Annotated in this window: 12 protein-coding genes; 8 read left to right on the top strand and 4 right to left on the bottom strand. The window is 72.5% G+C overall.

Features of this window, described 5'->3' with window-relative positions:
* Positions 1–8: 8 nt before the first annotated feature.
* Together ACE7GA_RS07825 and pyrF are read right to left on the bottom strand one after the other, a co-directional pair.
* Complete coding sequence (locus ACE7GA_RS07825) at positions 9–668, bottom strand: phosphoribosylanthranilate isomerase (RefSeq protein WP_376098010.1); 660 nt, start codon at positions 666–668, stop codon at positions 9–11.
* Positions 665–1375: an orotidine-5'-phosphate decarboxylase gene (gene pyrF, locus ACE7GA_RS07820; protein ID WP_376098007.1), complete on the bottom strand. Its 711-nt coding sequence runs from the start codon at positions 1373–1375 to the stop codon at positions 665–667. Before pyrF ends, ACE7GA_RS07825 begins: the two co-directional genes overlap by 4 nt.
* 667 nt (positions 1376–2042) lie before the next feature.
* On the opposite strand from pyrF, the gene ACE7GA_RS07815 reads away from it, so the two are divergent.
* From ACE7GA_RS07815 to ACE7GA_RS07780, 8 genes are all read left to right on the top strand, one after another.
* The gene (locus ACE7GA_RS07815; RefSeq protein ID WP_376098004.1) at positions 2043–3362 is read left to right on the top strand and encodes a Rieske 2Fe-2S domain-containing protein; all 1320 of its coding nucleotides are present in this window, start codon (positions 2043–2045) and stop codon (positions 3360–3362) included.
* A complete protein-coding gene (locus tag ACE7GA_RS07810) occupies positions 3359–4798 on the top strand; it encodes a glutamine synthetase family protein (protein ID WP_376098001.1) in 1440 nt (479 codons plus the stop codon). Before ACE7GA_RS07815 ends, ACE7GA_RS07810 begins: the two co-directional genes overlap by 4 nt.
* 43 nt (positions 4799–4841) lie before the next feature.
* The gene (locus tag ACE7GA_RS07805; RefSeq protein ID WP_376097998.1) at positions 4842–5948 is read left to right on the top strand and encodes a CynX/NimT family MFS transporter; all 1107 of its coding nucleotides are present in this window, start codon (positions 4842–4844) and stop codon (positions 5946–5948) included.
* A gap of 120 nt (positions 5949–6068) precedes the next feature.
* Entirely contained in the window at positions 6069–6383 is a 315-nt protein-coding gene (locus ACE7GA_RS07800) for a hypothetical protein (protein WP_376097995.1), read from the top strand.
* Positions 6384–6658: 275 nt separating this feature from the next.
* Positions 6659–8890, top strand: coding sequence for a catalase/peroxidase HPI (gene katG / locus ACE7GA_RS07795; RefSeq protein ID WP_376097992.1), 2232 nt, complete (start codon positions 6659–6661; stop codon positions 8888–8890).
* Positions 8891–9031: 141 nt separating this feature from the next.
* Entirely contained in the window at positions 9032–10219 is a 1188-nt protein-coding gene (rnd, locus tag ACE7GA_RS07790) for a ribonuclease D (protein WP_376097989.1), read from the top strand.
* 97 nt (positions 10220–10316) lie between these two features.
* Positions 10317–11003, top strand: coding sequence for a class I SAM-dependent methyltransferase (locus ACE7GA_RS07785; RefSeq protein WP_376097986.1), 687 nt, complete (start codon positions 10317–10319; stop codon positions 11001–11003).
* Positions 11004–11144: 141 nt separating this feature from the next.
* A complete protein-coding gene (locus tag ACE7GA_RS07780) occupies positions 11145–12791 on the top strand; it encodes a histidine kinase famiy protein (protein ID WP_376097983.1) in 1647 nt (548 codons plus the stop codon).
* Here ACE7GA_RS07780 and ACE7GA_RS07775 read toward each other — a convergent pair.
* Entirely contained in the window at positions 12725–13471 is a 747-nt protein-coding gene (locus tag ACE7GA_RS07775) for a hypothetical protein (RefSeq protein ID WP_376097980.1), read from the bottom strand. The genes ACE7GA_RS07780 and ACE7GA_RS07775 overlap by 67 nt on opposite strands.
* A complete protein-coding gene (locus tag ACE7GA_RS07770; protein WP_376097977.1) occupies positions 13471–15666 on the bottom strand; it encodes a molybdopterin cofactor-binding domain-containing protein in 2196 nt (731 codons plus the stop codon). The genes ACE7GA_RS07775 and ACE7GA_RS07770 overlap by 1 nt, the downstream gene beginning before the upstream one ends.
* Positions 15667–15669 lie beyond the last annotated feature (3 nt).

Here is a 15669-nt window from a genome sequence, read left to right as displayed (position 1 = left end):
GCCGGGCGTCAGCCAAGGATCGCGGCCTCGACGAAGCGCTGGACCAGCGCGGGATCCTTCACCCCGCGGCTCCGCTCGACCCCGGAGGAGACGTCCACGCCGGGAGCGCCGGAGATGCGAAGGGCTTCCGCGACGTTGTCCGGCGTGAGGCCGCCGGCGAGGAGCCAGGGGCGGGGGATGGGACGGGTCGCGGGGAGCGACCAGTCGAAGGAGCCGGCGTTGCCGCCGGGGCGGGTCGCGTCGGGCGGGGGCTTGGCATCCAGCAACAGGTGGTCGGCGACGGGAGCGTAGGCGTCCACGGCGTCGAGGTCGGCGGGGACGGCGATGCCGATCGCCTTCATCAAGGGGAGGCCGAAGCGGGTCCGGAGGGCGGCCAGGCGTTCCGGGGGTTCCGAGCCGTGGAGCTGGAGGATGTGGAGGGGGAGGGCCGCCAGCACGGCCGCGATCTCGTCGTCGGTCGGGTCCACGAAGAGGCCGACGCGGAGCGGGCCGCCGGCGCTGGGCGCCGGGGCGCGGGCGGCGAGCGCGGCGGCCGCATCGGGCGCCTGATGCCGTGGGGAGGGCGGGAAGAAGACGAGGCCGATCATGTCGGCGCCGGCGGCGACCGCGGCGCCCAGGCCCTCGGCGGTGGTGATCCCGCAGATCTTGACGACGGGGCGGGCGTTCATGCGGCGAGGGTGGCCGCGATGGCGGCCGCGGCGGCGACGGGGTCGGTTGCAGCGGTAATGGGGCGGCCGATGACGAGCCAGTCGGCGCCGGCGGCCACGGCTTCCTCCGGCGTCGCGACGCGGGACTGATCGCCCCTCGCGCTCCCGGCGGGGCGGACGCCGGGGACGACGAGGAGCGGCTGTGCGCCGTGTGCCGCGCGGATCAGCGGCACCTCGGGCGGGGCGCAGACCAGGCCGTCGGCGCCGGCGTCGAGCGCCAGGCGGGCGAGGCGGAGGACCTGCTGGGCGGGACCGCCGGCGACGCCGGTCTCGGCCAGCGTCGCGGCGTCGGTGCTGGTGAGGACGGTGACCGCGAGGATGGCCGGGCGGTCCGGGCCCGCGGCATCCTCGGCCGCGGCGCGTGCCGTGGCGATCATCGCGGGGCCGCCGGCGGCGTGGATCGTGAGCATCGCGGGGCGGAGGGCACAGGCCGAGCGGACGGCGCCGGCGACGGTGTTGGGGATGTCGTGGAACTTCAGGTCGAGGAAGACGGGGCGGTGGCGCGCGATGCGGGCGACGGTCGCCGGGCCGCAGGCGACGAAGAGCTCGAGGCCGATCTTCACCACGCCGACATGGGGGGCGAGGGCGGTGGCCCAGCGCTCGGCGGTGGCGGGGTCGTGGGTGTCGAGGGCGGCGATGAGGCCGGCCCGGTTCGGGCGCGCGAGCATGGGCGGGTCTCCGGCGTATGGCTGGGATAGGACGGATCGGCGGCGGGCGGGAGGTGGGGCGGCGCGCCCCGGCCATGCGGGGGGAACGGGCAGTAGGGGAGCGGCAAGGAGTGCCCGGGTAAGGCGCAGGCATGGCCGTGACGGAAGAACGCGTGATTCGCCTGGAGCGCGAGGCCCTGGCCGAGGCGGTCTCGCGGGACGGCGCGCTGGCGCCCGGGGGCGTTCTGCTCGACGTCCCGCGCCAGATGCTGCGGGTCACCCGGGCCGACGGGGCGGTGCAGGAGCTGTCGGGGGCGGGGCTGGCGGTCTTGATCCTGCGGCACCTTGCCCGGCTGCGCGTGCCCGTGCCGCGGGATGCGGACAAGCGGGTTGCCGTCGGGGAGGAGGGGGTGTCCCTCTCATCATGCGCCGGCTGCACCGCGTACGGACCTGACGCGCGGGAGGGCGGAACGCACGGGTGCGGAGCCGCTTCGGGCGGCCGGGCCGCTGCTCCACCGGCGTCGTGCACTCGCTCCCGCGGACGACATGCGTCTCGGAACGGGCCCGGAGGCGGCGTCGGGAAGCGCGCGGCGCGCCGCCCGGGGCGTTCGGCACGCGGTTGAACGGGGCGTGACGAGCCGGCCTTCGGGCCGCAGGATGGCGGCGCCGTTGCCGGAGGTCGCCCGCCATGATCACCGCCGAGATGAACCGCCGCCTGACCCAGGTGGGGCCGGGCACCCCGGGCGGGGCGTTGCTGCGCCGCTACTGGCAGCCGATCGCGCTGCGGGAGGAGATGGAGGGGCCCCGGCCCGTGCGTCCCGTGCGGGTGCTGGGCGAGGACCTCGTCCTGTTCCGGGACGACGAAGGGCGGCTGGGGTTGATCGACCGGGGCTGCCCGCATCGTGGCGTGGACCTGGCATACGGGCGGCTGGAGGATGGCGGGCTGCGCTGCCCCTTCCACGGCTGGCTCTTCGCCCATGACGGGCGCTGCCTCGAGACGCCGGGGGAGCCGGAGGGGACCACCCTGCACACGCGGGTGCGCACGCGGTCCTACGCGGTGACGGAGCGGTCGGGGATCGTCTGGGCGTATCTGGGGCAGGGCGAGGCGCCGGCTTTTCCCGCCTTCGACTGCTTCGTGGCGCCGGAGAGCCACGTCTTCGCCTTCAAGGGGCTGATCTCCTGCAACTGGCTGCAGGCGCTGGAGGTCGGGATCGACCCGGCGCACGCGTCCTTCCTGCACCGGTTCTTCGATGACGGGGACGGCAAGGACAGTTACGGCGTGCAGTTCCGTGCGAATTCGGATGGCTCGGACCTGCCGATGACCTACGTGATGCGGGAATACGCGCGCCCCCGGATCGAGGTGGAGAACGCGGATTGGGGGCTGCGTCTGACGGCGCTGCGGACCGTCAGCGACACCGTCACGCATGTGCGGATCACCAACCTGTACTTCCCGCAGGCCTTCGTGATCCCGATGAGCCCGACGATGACGATCACGCAGTGGCACGTGCCGGTGGACGACACGCGCTGCTACTGGGTCGCGATCTTCACCTCCTTCGCGGAGCCGGTGGACCACGCGAAGATGCGGCGCGACCGGCTAGAGGCCTATTCGCTGCCGGACTACGTGCCCAAGAAGGGCGCGCAGAACAACTACGGCTTCGATCCGCACGAGCAGGAGACGGCGACCTATACGGGCATGGGGATGGACATCAACGTCCACGACCAATGGGCGGTGGAATCCATGGGCGCGATCCAGGACCGCACGAAGGAGCACCTGGCCTCGACGGACAAGGCGATTGCCGCGAACCGGCGGCTGCTGCTGCGCGCGATGGAGGCGTTGGAGGAAGGGCGCGCGCCGCTGATGGCGACGCCGGAGGCCGCGGGGCTGACGGGACCGGCGACGATCGACGGGATGGCGCCCGCGGAGCGGTGGCAGGCGCATTGGCGGGACGCCGTGGCGCGCCGTCGCCATGCGGCGCCCTGGGGCGCGCCGGCGCTGGCGGCGGAGTGACGGCGGCGGACGGGACGCTCGCCGAGCGCGCGGGCTTCGCCGGGGGCGAACGGGACCGGCGCGCGGCGGAGGTCGTGCGGCGTGCGGAGGCGGACGGGATCGGCGTCGTCCGGCTCGTCTGGGCCGATCAGCACGGGGTCACGCGGGGGAAGACGGTGGTCGCGGCGGACCTGCTGCGCGCGTTGCGTGACGGCGTCGCGGTGACGACGACGCTGCTGCTGAAGGACACCGCGCACCGCACGGCCTGGCCGGTGTTTTCCGCCGGCGCGGGGATGGGCATGGCGGAGATGCAGGGGGCCGCCGATTTCTGGCTGCTGCCGGACCCCGCGACCTTCCGCGTGCTGCCCTGGGCGCCGCACACGGGCTGGGTGCTGTGCGACGGCGTCTTCGCGGACGGTCGCGCCGTGCCCGACCTGCGCGGTGTGCTGCGGCGGGCCGTGGCCCGCGCTGCGGGAATGGGGTTCGGTTTCGTGACCGGCGTCGAGTTGGAGTTCCACCTGTTCCGCTTGGTGGACCCGCACTTGGCGCCTGAGGATGCGGGGCAGCCGGGGACGCCGCCGGAGGTGTCGCTGCTGACGCAGGGCTACAACTACCTGACGGAGTGGCGCTACGACGCGCTGGACCCGGTGCTGGAGGTGCTTCGCGCGGCCGTGCAGGGGCTGGGCCTGCCGCTGCGGAGCCTGGAGGTGGAGTACGGGCCCTCGCAGGTCGAGTTCACCTTCGAGGCGCGGGAGGCCACGGAGTCGGCCGACAACGTCGTGCTGTTCCGCAACGCGGTGAAGCAGGTCGCGCGTCGCCACGGGTACCACGCCACCTTCATGTGCCGGCCGCGCATTCCCAACGTGATGTCGTCGGGGTGGCACCTGCATCAGTCGCTGACGCGCGACGGACGCAATGCCTTCGCGGGCGAGGGTGGGACAGTGTTGAGCGCGACGGCCCGCCAGTATCTCGGTGGGTTGCTGCGGCACGCGCGGGCGGGGGCGGCGTTCTCGACGCCGACATTGAACGGGTACCGGCGCTACCGACCGCTGTCGCTGGCGCCGGACCGGGCGGTCTGGGGGATGGACAACCGCGGCGTGATGGTGCGGGCGCTCGGGCGGCCGGGCGATCCGGCGACGCGCCTGGAGAACCGGGTGGGGGAGCCGGCGGCGAACCCGTACCTCTACATGGCGTCGCAGCTGCATTTCGGGCTGGACGGGATCGCGCGCGGGATCGATCCGGGGCCGCCGGTCGATGCGCCCTATGAACATGCGGCGGAGACCTTGCCGCGGTCGTTGGGCGAGGCCCTGGCGGCGCTGGAGGCGAGCGACGTGGCTCGTGAGGCGATCGGGGGCGACGTCGTGGACTGGTTCCTGCGCATCAAGCGGCAGGAGATCGCGCGCTTCGAGGCCGAGGTGTCGGAGTGGGAGCAGCGCGAGTATTTCGACCTCCTCTGAACGAACGCACTGGCCGGCCATTGCGGCGCTCGTCGGCGCGGGCGTGGCGGCCGCGCTGCAGGTCGGCAAGGTCGCGCCAGTGCTGCTGCCGGTGGCCGCGGAGTTCGGGGTGGGGTTGGCCGGCGCGGCGGGGCTGATGTCCGTCTTCGCTGCCTTCGCGGCGGTGCTGGGGCTGCTCGCGGGGTCGGTGGCGGCGCGCGCGGGGTTGCATCACGCGCTGCTGGGCGGGCTGGGCGCGATGACGGCGGCGGGGTTGGTTGCGGCGGTCGCGCCGGGGATCGGGCTGCTCTACGCCGCGCGGTTCGTGGAGGGGGCGGGGTTCCTCGCGGTGAGCGTGACGGCGCCGGCGCTGGTGGCGCAGCGCGCGGTGGGCCGCGATCGCGGCCTCGCGATGGCGGCCTGGAGCACCTTCATGCCGACGGGCACGGCGCTGGGCCTCGCGATGGCGCCGGTCGTCGAGGGATTTGGCTGGCGCACGGCCTGGGGTGTTGCGGCGATGCTGCCGATGGTCGCGGGCGTCGCGGTTGCTTCGCTTGTCGCGCGGGACGCGGCGCCGCGTGCGCCGGGACGCGTGGCGGTGCCGCTGCGGGCGCTGATCCGGGCGCGGCTACCGTTGCGCGTCGCGCTGTGCTTCGCGGCCTATACGGTGCTGTGGGTCGGGCTGATAGGGTTCCTGCCGTCGCGTCTGGTGCAGGTCGGGGGGCTGTCGCTGTCGCTCGCGGGCTTCGCGGGGGCTGCGGCCTCGGCGGCGAACATCGTCGGGAATCTGTCCGCGGGCTGGGCGATGCGAAGGGGGCATGCGCCGGGCGGGCTGGCGACGGCGGCGGTGGTCGTGCTGACGGCCTGTTCGATGGCGGCCTTCCTGCTGCCGGCGTGGTGGTCGGCGTCGGCCGCGCTGGTGGCCTGCGGGGTGGGCGGGATGGTGCCGGCCTCTCTCTTCGCGATGGTGCCGCGGAGCGTGCCGGACGCCGCTCTGACGGCGCCGGCGCTGGGGTTGGTCGTTCAGTGCAACAACATCGGCAACACGCTGGGGCCGCTGCTCATCGCGTTCGCGGCGGGGTTCGGGTGGGCGGCGGTGACGGCGCCGCTGCTGCTCGCGGGCGCGGCGTTCCTGCTCTGCGTGCCGCCGCTGCGGCGCCTCGCGGGGTGATCGGGCGCGCGGTCATGCCGCGGTGCAGCAAGGATTCTGCTGGATCGCGGCGTTCGCGTTGCGCTCCCATGACGCCGCGCCAAGCGGAACCAACCCGCGGCGCGGGGAAACGTCTGTACCATGGCCTTTGCGCTGCTGACCGATCGCGTCGAGGATCGGACTCTCGCACGGGAGATCGCGTCCCTGTCGGGGACCTCGCCCTTCCCGTTGCGGCGGGCCCTGGCGGAAGGCACGCCGCTGCTTCGGGTGGAGGTTCCGTCCTTGCCGCGCGAGGCGATGGAGCGGGCGCGGGAACTGTGGTCGGTGATGCGCGTGCTGACGGCACGCGGCATGCGCACGCGGTTCGTGGATGCAACGGGGCGGGACGTCCCGCCCGCCGCGGTGCTGCGCGCCTACCGGTCCGTCGCGACGAGTGACGCGTCGTCGGCCGCGTGAAAGCGCCGCCGTCGCGCAGTGGATCGCGACTTCACGATGGATGATCGACGCGGACCATCGAAATGAACGACAAGTCCGATGATCCGCGCGAAAATCATGAAGACTCCACATTATCGGGCTTCCGCTCCGCCCCGATGAGCCGCTAGCGTCGACGCCGTTCGCCGGTCTGCACGGCCGCGCGCGTGGTTGTATCCGCGGTTGCATCCGGGGTTGCGACCGTCGCGTGCCGAATGCCGGTGTGGTTCGGCGACGTGATTCGGAGTGGGAGGTAAACCATGGACGGTGATGCAGCGCGGAGCGTCGGGCAGTGCCCGGTCGCACACCAGCCGGGACGGCGCTACACGAGCTACGGCGGGCGATCCAACCGCGACTGGTGGCCGAACGGGCTGAGCCTCAACATCCTGCACCAGAACCACCCTGCGGCCGACCCGATGGGCGAGCCGTACCGGCCGGTGCAGCGGTTCAACTACGCCGAGGCGTTCAAGACGCTCGACCTGAATGCGGTCCGCCAGGACGTGATCGCGGTCATGCGCACCTCGCAGGAATGGTGGCCGGCGGATTACGGGCATTACGGGCCGCTGTTCATCCGGATGGCGTGGCACTCCGCCGGAACCTACCGCACGGCCGACGGACGCGGCGGCGGGGGCGCTGGCACCATCCGCTTCGCGCCGCTGAATTCCTGGCCCGACAACGGCAACATCGACAAGGCGCGCCGGCTGCTGTGGCCGGTGAAGCAGAAGTACGGCGAGAGGCTGTCCTGGGCCGACCTGATCATCTTCGCGGGCAACGTCGCGATGGAGGATATGGGCTTCAAGACGTTCGGCTTCGGCGGCGGGCGCGTGGACGCCTGGGAGCCGCCGGAGGACGTGTACTGGGGCACCGAGCACGAGTGGCTGTCGGACAAGCGGTATTCGGAGAAGCGGGAGTTGGACTACCCGCTGGCCGCGGCGGAGATGGGCCTTATCTACGTCAACCCGCAGGGGCCGAACGGGCGGCCTGACCCTGCGGCGGCGGCGCACGACATCCGCCTGACCTTCGGGCGCATGGCGATGAACGACGAGGAGACGGTCGCGCTCATCGCGGGCGGCCATACCTTCGGCAAGTGCCACGGCGCGGCGGAGCAGACCTTCGTCGGCAAGGAGCCGGAGGGCGCCGACATCGTCGAGCAGGGCCTGGGCTGGCGGAACGACCACGGCAACGGGCACGGGATGCACGCCATCACCTCCGGCCTCGAGGGTGCATGGACCGCAGAGCCGACGAAGTGGGACAACGGCTACTTCGACAATCTCTTCGGCTTTGAGTGGGAGGTGACGAAGAGCCCGGCCGGCGCCTGGCAGTGGAAGCCGGCGAACGGCGCCGCGGCGGACCAGGTGCCCGACGCGCATGATCCCTCGAAGCGCCACGCGCCGATGATGGCGACGACGGACATCGCACTGCGCGTGGACCCGGCCTACGAGAGGATCTCCCGCGACTTCCATGCGAACCCCGACAAGTTCGCTGATGCCTTCGCGCGGGCCTGGTACAAGCTGACGCATCGCGACATGGGACCGCGCAGCCTCCTCGTCGGCGACGAGGTGCCGGCGGAGGAACTGCTGTGGCAGGACCCCGTGCCGGCGGTGGATCATCCGCTGATCAGTGACGCCGACGCAGCGGATCTGAAGAAGCGGCTGCTGGCGTCCGGCCTGACGGTGCAGCAACTGGCGCTGACAGCCTGGGCTTCGGCGTCCTCCTTCCGCGGGTCGGACAAGCGCGGCGGGGCGAACGGGGCGCGCATCCGGTTGGCGCCGCAGAAGGACTGGGCGGTGAACGAGCCGGAGAAGCTCGCCGTGGCGCTCGCGCAGATCGAGAAGGTCCAGGGCGAATTCAACGCGGCGCAGTCCGGCGGGAAGCGGGTCTCGCTCGCGGACCTGATCGTCCTCGGCGGCTGCGCGGCGGTGGAGGAGTCGGCGCGGAAGGCGGGGCACGACGTGACCGTGCCCTTCCGCCCGGGCCGCACCGACGCGACGCAGGAAAAGACGGACGTCGAGTCCTTCTCGGTGCTGGAGCCGGAGGCGGATGGGTTCCGCAACTGGCTGCGGCCCGGCCGGACCGAGCAGGCGGAGGAGTTGCTGCTGGACAAGGCGCAGCTGCTGAACCTCTCGGCGCCGGAGATGACGGTGGTCGTCGGCGGCATGCGCGCGATGGGGGCCAATGCGGGTGGCACGGACTACGGCGTGATGACCCAGCGGCCCGGCGCGCTGACGACGGACTTCTTCCGCAACCTGCTGGACATGAGCCTCAAGTGGAAGGCGGTGTCGGAGGCGAGCGACGTCTTCGAAGGGCATGACCGCAAGACCGACGAGAAGCGCTGGACGGCGACGCGGGCGGACCTCGTGTTCGGGTCGAACGCGCAGTTGCGGGCGATCTCGGAGGTGTATGGCTCCGACGGGGCCGACGCGAAGTTCGTGCACGACTTCGTGGCGGCCTGGGTGAAGGTGATGGAGCTGGACCGCTTCGACCTGCGGTAAGCGGCGCCGTTTCGTGAGCGGGGGCGGCCGGGACGCGGCCGCCCCCAACCGCGGCGGTGGGACCCTTTGGCCCTGCCGCCGCGGGCCTTCCGGGCCAAGGGGCGTTTCCGCCCGCGGCCGATCGGGTCTAAACGCGGGGCGATGTCCCGCCGGCCCGCGCCCGAGTCGCACCCCACCCCCGTCCTGATCGCCACGACCGAGGAACTCGTCCCCGTCTGCGAGCGGCTGCGGCAGGAGCCCTTCGTGACCGTGGACACGGAGTTCATGCGGGAGCGGACCTACTGGCCCGAGCTCTGCGTCGTGCAGTTGGGCGGGGCGGCCGACACGATCGTGCTGGACGCGATGGCGCCGGGGCTGGACCTCGCGCCGCTCGGGGCACTGCTGGCCGACGAGAGCGTGGTGAAGGTCTTCCACGCCTGCCGGCAGGACATCGAGATCTTCCTGCTGAAGTTCGGGCGTACGCCTGCGCCGGTCTTCGACACGCAGGTCGCGGCGATGGTGGCGGGGTTCGGGGACCAGGCCTCCTACGACAGTCTCGTCCGGGCGCTGGCGGGGGCGGCGATCGACAAGGCGCACCGGTTCTCCGACTGGTCGGCGCGGCCGCTCTCCGCGGCGCAGGTCGCTTATGCCGCAGCGGACGTGACGCATCTGCGGCAGGTGTATGTCGCGCTGGTGGACCGGCTGGAGCGCGAAGGGCGGCTGGACTGGGTGCGGGAGGAGATGACCGCCCTGATGGACCCCGCGGGCTACGTGACGGAGCCGGAGCGGGCCTGGGAGCGGCTGCGGCCCCGCACGGGGAACCGGCGCTTCCTCGGGGTGCTGCGGGCCATCGCCGCCTGGCGGGAGAGGGAGGCGCAGCGGGTCAATATTCCCCGGGGCCGGCTGTTGCGGGACGAATCGCTGCTGGAGGTCGCGGCGACCGCACCGGCCGACGCTGCGGGGCTGGCGCGGGTGCGGGGCGTGACGGAGGGCTTCGCCAAGGGCAAGTCCGGGGCCTCCCTGCTCGCCGCCATCGAGGAGGCGAAGGGCCTGCCGGAGGAGGCCCTGCCGGAGGCGCCGCGGGAACGCTCGGGGCCGGCGGCATCCCCCGCCCTCGTCGCGCTGCTGAAGGTCCTGCTGGCCGCGAAGGCGGAGGAGCACGACGTCGCGCCGAAGCTCCTGGCCGGGTCGGATGACCTCGAGCGCCTGGCATCCGAGGCGCCGGAAGACCTGCCCGCCCTGCATGGCTGGCGCAGGACGGTCTTCGGGGAGGACGCGCTGGCCCTGCGGGAGGGACGGCTGGCCCTGGGCGTGGACGGCCGCCGCGTCCGCCTGATCCGGCAGGGCTGATCCGCGTGGGATCACGACCCCCTGACACCCTCTGTGCTTGCGCTGGCGGCCCCGCTGCGTTAGCGCCACACGGCCTTCCGACCAGGACATCCCATTCATGGGCAGGGGCCCCCTCCTGAGCGCAGACCCCCTGCGCGACCACAAGCGCGCCGTCCTCGATGCGGATTCGGTCCGCGAGGCCTATCGCCGCTGGGCCGGCGTGTACGATGCCGTGTTCGGCGGCGTCTCCGCGCCCGGGCGCCGGCGCGCGGTGGAGGCCGTCAATGGGCTTCCCGGTACACGGGTGCTGGAGGTCGGCGTCGGCACCGGCCTGGCGCTGCCGAAATACCGCCGCGACAAGCGCGTCGTCGGCGTGGACCTGTCGCGGGAGATGCTGGAGAAGGCGCGCGACCGCGTCGCAGGCGAGCGCCTGTCCCACGTCGAGGGGCTGCTGGAAATGGACGCGGAGAGCATGGCCTTCGCCGACGCGTCCTTCGACATCGCGGTCGCCATGTTCACCGCCAGCGTCGTGCCCGACGCGAAGCGGCTCTTCGCCGAGATGTCGCGCGTGGTCCGACCGGGCGGGCATCTGCTGTTCGTGAACCACTTCTCGGCGCAGGACGGGCCGCGTTGGTGGGTGGAACGCGCGATGGCGCCGCTCGCGCGCGTGTTGGGCTGGCACCCGGATTTCGCGACGACCGACCTGCTGGACGGGACGGCGATCGTGGAGGCGATCGAGCCCTGCGCGCCGATCGGGCTGTTCACGCTCGTGCGCGTCCGCAACGGGGCGGCGGGCGGCGACTGACGCCGCCGCTCGCGGATCGTCGCGGGCAGGAAAGGCAAGGTTCGGGAGTGCGCCGTGCCCGTCGCGTTGTGCTTGCTGCACCGCACACAGGTCCGTGTTCGTACTGAAACGAAGCGGAAGCGGCGTCGTTCGGCCGTTGCAATGGCACAGGACGAAGACAAGACGCGGGGTGCGACGGCAGATGAGCCGCGACTGCCGCGGGACGAGCGGATCCGGATCTCGGGCACCGACCCGACGGACCTGCTGACGCATCGCGACGACATCTTCTACGCCGCGGTCGCGGCGACGCGGATGCCGATGACCGTCACGGATCCGCGGCAGCCCGACAATCCCATCGTGTTCTGCAACCCGGCCTTCACGGTCATGACCGGCTACGGGGAGGGCGAGGTCGTCGGGCGCAACTGCCGCTTCCTGAACGGGCCGGAGACCGACCGCGACGTGCTGGACGAGGTGCGGCGTGCGGTCGAGAACTGCGAGGAGATCGCCGTCGAGATCCTGAACTACAGGAAGGACGGCTCGACGTTCTGGAACGCCCTCTACGTCTGCCCCGTGTTCTCGCCGGAAGGGGAGCTGATCTACTACTTCGGCTCGCAACTCGACGTCTCCCGCCGCCGCGACGCGGAGGAGGCGCTGCGGCAGTCGCAGAAGATGGAGGCGCTGGGGCAGCTCACGGGCGGCATCGCGCATGACTTCAACAACCTCCTGCAGGTCATGCTCGGCTACCTGGAGATGGTGGAGACCGGGTTGGACCGGGACCCGCCCGATCCGGTGCGGCTCAAGCGCGGCGTGGGCGCGGCGCGCGCCGCGGCGAGCCGCGCGGCGACGCTGACCCAGCAATTGCTCGCCTTCGCGCGGAAGCAGCGGCTGGAAGGTGCCGTCGTCAACCTGAACGAGTTGCTGGAAAGCGTGCGCACGATGATCGAGCGCGCCCTGGGCGACGTGGCACGGCTGGAGGTGCGGCTGGCGCCCCACCTGTGGAACTGCCGCCTGGACCGGAACCAGGCCGAGGTCGCGCTGCTCAACCTCGTCATCAATGCCCGCGACGCGATGGCGAGGCTCGGCGGCGGGCGGCTGGTGGCCGAGACGCGCAACGCAACGGAGGAAGAACTGGCGTTGTCCGGGCTGTCCGGGCCGCACGTCGCGGTGAGCGTGACCGATACGGGCACGGGCATGAGCCCCGCCGTGCTGGCGCGCGTGATGGAGCCCTTCTTTACCACGAAGGAGGAAGGGCGCGGCACGGGTCTGGGCCTGTCCATGGTCTACGGCTTCGTGCGGCAGTCGGGCGGCGTGGTGCGGCTGGATTCGGAGCCGGGGCGCGGCACGACGGTGCACATGCTGTTCCCCGCGACGGACGAGCGGGCGCCCGCCGCGCCCCGCCCTGCCCCGCGGGCCAGCGACCGGCGCGGGACGGAAAGCATCCTGGTCGTCGAGGACCGGCCGGAGGTGGCGGGCCTCGCGGCCGTCATGCTGGAGGAGCAGGGCTACCGCGTGACGGTCGCCCATGACGCGAAGCAGGCGCTGGAGAGGATCAACGGGACGAACGCCTTCGACCTGCTCTTCACCGACCTGATCATGCCGGGTGGCGTCAACGGCGTGGTGCTGGCGCGCGAGGTGAAGCGGTTGCGGCCGAAGATGAAGGTGCTGCTGACGACGGGACAGGCGCATATCGCGGCGGAGCGAGGGCAGGACCCGGCGGACGAGTTCGACGTGATCAACAAGCCCTACAACAGGGAAGCGCTGATCCGCCGCGTCCGGACGGTGCTGGACGGGGCGACCGGGATCGGGTGATCCCGGCCGCCTTGGCCGGTTACGGCGCGGGGCAATGCGCCCCGGTCGCGGCCCAGGCGCGCAGGATGGCGCCGAATTCGGCCTGGGTGCCGGGTGCCGGGTGCCGGTTCGCGGCCCGGGCCGGGGTTCCAGCCCCAGCCGACGAGGCTGTCCTCGGCCATGTGGTGCAGCAACGCGGCCATGTCCTTCCCGCCGTTGCGTCCCGTGTCCTTGATCTGCTCGCAGATCTGGCCGAGCGAGCGGCCCTGCCACGCCATGGAGCGCGGGGCGAGGTGCCATTCGGGGTGGCCGGGGACGCGGGCGGGGTCGAAGTTCGCCGGGCCGTGGCAGGTGTTGCAGGCCATGCCGGGCATGCCGTGATTCGCGGCGCCGCGCAGGACGACGGGCTGGTGCAGCTGCATCCGGTCGGTCTGCAGCGGGCGGTCGCCGGCGGGGTGGCAGTTCACGCAGCGCGGGTGCTGCAGGACCCGGCCCGCCTCAGTGAATAGGGCGACGGAGCGTTGGCGCGCGTCCGCGATGCCGTCGAAGGAGGACGGGGCGCGGAGGGCGTTCGCCGGTGCGGGCGTGCTCGCCGCGACCTGGGTCACCTGGCCCGAGGCCTGTTCCGGGATCAGGGCCGTAGCCCCGACCGCCGCGCCCGCCAGCAGCGCGACGGTGGCGAGGATCGAGCGCGCGCGCATCAGGCGACGCCCGCGCGGACGAAGGGCAGGCGCCTTTGCCGCTCGCCGGTCAGTCGCGCCAGTGCGTTCGCGACGGCCGGGGCGATGGGCGGCACGCTCGGCTCGCCGACGCCGGTCGGAGGTTCGCGCGACTCGACGATCGTGACCTCGATCTCCGGCATCTCGTTGATGCGGAGGCTGCGGTATTCGTCGAAGTTGCTGGGGACCACGCGGCCTTCGACCAGCGGGACCTCGGCGTAGAGGGCGTGGCCCAGGCCGAAGCCGATGCCGCCTTCCATCTGCGCGCGGATGACGTCCGGGTTCACGGCGACGCCGCAATCCACGGCGCACCAGACCTTGTGGACACGCGGGCCGTCCGCCGCGTCGCCGCGGGAGACCTCGGCGATCTGGGCGACGAAGGTGCCGAAGCTCTCGACCACCGCCACGCCGCGGGCGCGGTCGCCGTGGGGGCCGGGGCCGTTCCAGCCGGCGAGCTGCGCGACGGCGCGGAGGACGCCGGCGGCACGGGGAACGCGGTCCATCATCTCCAGCCGGCCGGCGACGGGGTCCTTGCCCGCCAGTTCCAGCAACTGGTCCACGAAGGTCTCGACGGCGTAGCCGGTATGGGTGTGGCCGACCGACCGCCACCAGAGGACGGGGACGCCGGTGTCCGTCGTGTGCAGGTCGCAACGGAAGTTCGGGACGGCGTAGGGGATTTCCTGCGATCCCTCGACCGAGGTGGGGTCGTAGCCCTCCGGCATCAGGACGCTCTCGAAGGGTGAGCCCTTGATGATGGACTGGCCGACGACGGTGTCGGTCCAGGCCTCGATGCGGCCATCGCGCACGGTGCCGCGCATCCGGTGCAGCATGAGGGAGCGGTAGTAGCCACCGCGGATGTCGTCCTCCCGCGTCCAGACGAGCTTGACGGGGCGGCCGGGCCCGATGGCCTTGGCGCATTCGGCCAGTTCCGCCGCGAGGTGGGCGGTGGTCTGCGCGCGGCGGCCGAAGGAGCCGCCGGCCAGCAGCGTTTCGATCGCCACGTTCTCCATCGGGATGCCGAAGACGGCGGCGATGGCGCCCTGGTCGAGGGTCTGCACCTGGCTGCCGAAGCGCGCCTGTGCCCGCGTGCCGTCCCACCGCATGAAGCCGTCCAGCGGTTCCATCGGGGCGTGGGTGAGGAAGGGGAAGACGTACTCGGCCTCGACCACCTGGCCGCCGCGGGCGAGCGCGGCTTCGACGTCGCCGTGTTCCCCCACGACGCGTCCGGTGGCGCGGGCGAGGGTGCGGTACTCCTGGATCAGGTCTTCGCTGCCGCGGCGTTCGGCACGGCTTTCGTCCCAGGTGATCCGCAGGGCTTCGCGGCCCTGGCGTGCCGCCCAGAAGCCCTGGCCGTAGACTGCGATGCCGGAGGGGATGCGGCGCACGGCGACGACGCCGAGCACGCGAAGGGCGGCGGAATCGTCGAGCGTGGCGACGGTCGCGCCAAAGCGCGGGGGATGGGCGACGAGGACCGTCAGCATCCCCGGTTCATGTACGTCCATCGTGAAGGTCGCGCTGCCGTCGGTCTTGGCGGCGCTGTCCAGGCGGCGGGGCGTGCCGGTGCCTTCCTTGCCGATCAGGCGGTAGGCGGCGGGGTCCTTCAGCGGCACGTTCTCCGGAACGGGAAGGCGCGACGCGGCCTCCGCGAACTCGCCGAAGCGGCCCTGGCGGTTGCTCGCGGCGTGGCGGATCACGCCGCGCTCGACCGTCAGCGCGTCCTGCGGCAGCCCCCAGGCCTCCGACGCCGCGCGGAGGAGCATGGCGCGCGCCGTGGCACCCGCCTTCCGCATCGGTTCGAAGGAACTGGCGATGGCGGTGGAGCCGCCAGTGCCCTGTACGCCCATCAACGCGTTCGCGTATTTCGTGACGTCGGCCGGCGCGTGCTCCGCGCGGATGCGGGACCAGTCGGCATCCATCTCCTCGGCGACGAGGGTGGCGAGGCCGGTGAAGGGACCCTGGCCGAACTCGATGTGCTTGACGATGACGGTGACCATGTCGTCGGCACCGACGCGGACGAAAGCGTTGGGGGCGAGGACGGGTGCCGCGCCGGTTCCGCGCAGGATGGCGGCCGCGCCGGAACCCGCGGGCGCCTGGGCACGGGCGGGCGGCGAGAGGGCGACGCCGATCAGCAGGCCGGCGGCGGCTCGGAACGAATCACGGCGGGAGAGGTGGGTCATGGC

It is taken from the genome of Roseomonas sp. CCTCC AB2023176 (assembly GCF_042259275.1).
GTDB lineage: Bacteria > Pseudomonadota > Alphaproteobacteria > Acetobacterales > Acetobacteraceae > Roseomonas.
The sequence above is the reverse complement of the archived record's forward strand: the minus strand, read 5'-3'. Positions and strand labels throughout refer to the sequence as shown.

Bases quoted from the DNA above. Each gene is read 5' to 3' on its own strand.
- ACE7GA_RS07780 (WP_376097983.1), top strand. From the start codon at position 11,145: ATGGCACAGGACGAAGACAAGACGCGGGGTGCGACGGCAGATGAGCCG.
- rnd (WP_376097989.1), top strand. From the start codon at position 9,032: ATGTCCCGCCGGCCCGCGCCCGAGTCGCACCCCACCCCCGTCCTGATC.
- ACE7GA_RS07775 (WP_376097980.1), bottom strand. From the start codon at position 13,471: ATGCGCGCGCGCTCGATCCTCGCCACCGTCGCGCTGCTGGCGGGCGCG.
- ACE7GA_RS07800 (WP_376097995.1), top strand. From the start codon at position 6,069: ATGGCCTTTGCGCTGCTGACCGATCGCGTCGAGGATCGGACTCTCGCA.
- ACE7GA_RS07770 (WP_376097977.1), bottom strand. From the start codon at position 15,666: ATGACCCACCTCTCCCGCCGTGATTCGTTCCGAGCCGCCGCCGGCCTG.
- katG (WP_376097992.1), top strand. From the start codon at position 6,659: ATGGACGGTGATGCAGCGCGGAGCGTCGGGCAGTGCCCGGTCGCACAC.
- pyrF (WP_376098007.1), bottom strand. From the start codon at position 1,375: ATGCTCGCGCGCCCGAACCGGGCCGGCCTCATCGCCGCCCTCGACACC.
- ACE7GA_RS07785 (WP_376097986.1), top strand. From the start codon at position 10,317: ATGGGCAGGGGCCCCCTCCTGAGCGCAGACCCCCTGCGCGACCACAAG.
- ACE7GA_RS07825 (WP_376098010.1), bottom strand. From the start codon at position 668: ATGAACGCCCGCCCCGTCGTCAAGATCTGCGGGATCACCACCGCCGAG.
- ACE7GA_RS07815 (WP_376098004.1), top strand. From the start codon at position 2,043: ATGATCACCGCCGAGATGAACCGCCGCCTGACCCAGGTGGGGCCGGGC.